The following is a 2,427-nucleotide window of genomic DNA, read 5'->3' as shown; positions in this document are numbered from 1 at the left end:
GTAAGCGTCAAATAATGGACACCTTCTTTTGATGAAGCAGTTATGTGATAATGCTTTTATCAAATGATCAGGAGGATGAGCCATGAGACGGACAGAATTAAAAGAACTTTGGCAGAAACGAATGGACGATTACGAGGCAAGCAACTTAACGGGTACGGAGTGGTGCATGGCACAGGAGATTCCACTGAGCCAGTTCCGCTATTGGAGACGAAAATTGCGCCTTACCCAGCTGTCTCATCCAGCAGATCAATGGATGTCTATTGAACTGGAAGCCCAGGCGATACATGCTCCCTTGTTTATTCATTGTGGATTCGCTAAAGTTGAAGTTCATGCCGGGTTCGATTCGGATCTGTTTGCGGACGTTCTTCGGGTGCTGCGTACTCTATGATCCGTGAGTCCACCATTGAAACGGTCTATTTGGCCAAGGGTCCTACGGACCTTCGGAAATCGATCGACGGATTGTCCGTTTTGGTTCAAGAAGGTTTTCATCTTGATCCATTCTCATCTTGCCTCTTTGTCTTCTGCAATCGTAAACGAGACAAATTGAAAATTCTTCATTGGGAATACAGCGGATTTTGGCTCTATTACAAACGTTTAGAAAAAGGAACGTTTCAATGGCCGAAGGCCAACGACGTATCCCCCTCGTTAAAAATCAGCCGTCGTCAACTCAACTGGTTGCTTGATGGTCTGTCCATTCAACAACGTCAGGCACATAAAGAGATCGCCGCGCGAACGCTTCTCTGATTTAAAAAAATGAGAGACAAGGATCGCGTCCTCTATTATAATGAAGAAATGGAAAACAGAACGGCAGCACCCTCACCCACAATTGAAGAATTGCGAACCGAACGAGATGCGCTGAAAAAACAAAACGCCGAACTGATGTTGAAGCTGAAATGGTTTGAAGAACAATTTCGTCTCAGCCAAAAACGTCAATTCGGCGCTTCAAGCGAAAAGACACCTCCAGAGCAATTAACTCTTCAATTATTCAATGAGGCAGAAAGTGAATCAGATTCCAAAGTTCCAGAACCTACCGTCGAAACGATTACCTATAAACGAAAGAAATCTCAAGGGCAGCGACAGGAAAAATTGGAAAACCTGCCGGTTGAAGTGATTCATTATACTTTGCCTGAACAGGAGCAGACTTGTTCTTGTTGTAGAGGCACCTTGCATGACATGTCGACCGAAGTTCGTGAGGAGCTCAAAATCATCCCTCCTCAAGTCAAAGTGATCCGACATATTCGTCACACCTATGCCTGCCGGCACTGTGAACGTCACGCCACGCAAACACCCATCTTGACTGTCCCGGCACCGAAAGCAGTTTTTCCGAAAAGCTTGGCTTCCCCATCGGCAATGGCGTATATCATGTGTCAGAAATATTTGGACGCTCAGCCACTCTACCGACAGGAACAACAATTTAAACGATTGGGTGTCGCTCTTTCCAGGCAAACGATGGCAAATTGGTTGCTTTACGGAGCGAACCATTGGCTTCAATTGATCTATAACCGGATGAAAGCCAAGCTTGTTCAGCAGGATATTCTTCACGCCGATGAATCGACATTGCAGGTTTTGAAAGAGCCCGGACGCCCAGCGACATCAACGTCCTATTTATGGCTTTACCGAACCGGACATGTTGGTCCGCCCATCGTTTTGTATGATTATCAAACCACGCGAGCAAGTAAACATCCCGTTCGATTCCTGGCTGACTATAAAGGTTATCTTCAAGTGGATGGCTATGCCGGGTATCATGCGATTAAGAACGTGACACTCGTGGGCTGTTGGGCTCATGCCCGAAGAAAATTCAGTGAGGCGTTAAGTGCCTTGCCTGATTCAGCGAAAGAATCCGCGGTCATCGCCAAAGAAGGACTCGCATACTGTAACCAGCTTTTTAAAATTGAACAAGAACTTAAAAAAATCAATGCTTCCGATGAAGAACGCTATCAAACACGGCTGAATCAGAGTCAACCCATCACAGAGGCTTTTTCAACATGGCTTCAAAAACAAGCACCCAAGGTGCTTCCAAAAAGTGCCTTGGGACTAGCGATCAAATATTGCCGTGTCCAATGGGACAAACTCGTTGCCTTTTTACAAGATGGTCGCTTGGAACTGGATAATAATCGAGCCGAGCGTTCGATCAAGCCCTTCGTGATGGGACGAAAAAATTGGTTGTTTAGCAATACACCAAGAGGCGCGGTAGCCAGTAGCACCATTTACAGTCTCATCGAAACCGCGAAAGAAAACGGCTTAATCCCTTTTCAATACCTCACTTATTTGTTTGAACAACTGCCCAATCTTGAACCTCAAACTGATGAAATCCTCGATGAGTTACTCCCTTGGTCCTCAAGTCTTCCGGACATCTGCAAAATATCTTTCCCTCAATAATAATCAAGTCCAGATCATTTGACTAGGTGTGGGCTATTTGACGCTTAC

At 45.4% G+C, this 2,427-nt stretch carries 3 protein-coding genes; all 3 read left to right on the top strand.

The annotated features are described in order from the left end of the window. Window positions 1–82: 82 nt before the first annotated feature. From tnpA to tnpC, 3 genes are read left to right on the top strand one after another with little or no spacing between them, the layout of a single operon-like run. Window positions 83–388 (top strand): IS66 family insertion sequence element accessory protein TnpA, encoded by a 306-nt coding sequence (tnpA, locus tag NIE88_RS21880; protein ID WP_253065673.1) that lies wholly within the window; start codon window positions 83–85, stop codon window positions 386–388. Next, on the top strand, window positions 385–744 hold the full coding sequence (tnpB, locus tag NIE88_RS21875; protein WP_253065672.1) for an IS66 family insertion sequence element accessory protein TnpB: 360 nt from the start codon (window positions 385–387) through the stop codon (window positions 742–744). The genes tnpA and tnpB overlap by 4 nt, the downstream gene beginning before the upstream one ends. Before the next feature lie 48 nt (window positions 745–792). Then, complete coding sequence (gene tnpC, locus NIE88_RS21870) at window positions 793–2,379, top strand: IS66 family transposase (RefSeq protein WP_253065674.1); 1,587 nt, start codon at window positions 793–795, stop codon at window positions 2,377–2,379. Window positions 2,380–2,427: the final 48 nt, after the last annotated feature.

Origin of the sequence: Sporolactobacillus shoreicorticis (genome assembly GCF_024125445.1) — a bacterium.
GTDB lineage: Bacteria > Bacillota > Bacilli > Bacillales > Sporolactobacillaceae > Sporolactobacillus > Sporolactobacillus shoreicorticis.
This window is presented reverse-complemented; position numbering and strand designations above follow the sequence as displayed.

What these genes read in the sequence shown, in the direction of transcription:
- tnpB (WP_253065672.1), top strand. Translation starts at nt 385, where the DNA reads ATGATCCGTGAGTCCACCATTGAAACGGTCTATTTGGCCAAGGGTCCT.
- tnpA (WP_253065673.1), top strand. Translation starts at nt 83, where the DNA reads ATGAGACGGACAGAATTAAAAGAACTTTGGCAGAAACGAATGGACGAT.
- tnpC (WP_253065674.1), top strand. Translation starts at nt 793, where the DNA reads ATGGAAAACAGAACGGCAGCACCCTCACCCACAATTGAAGAATTGCGA.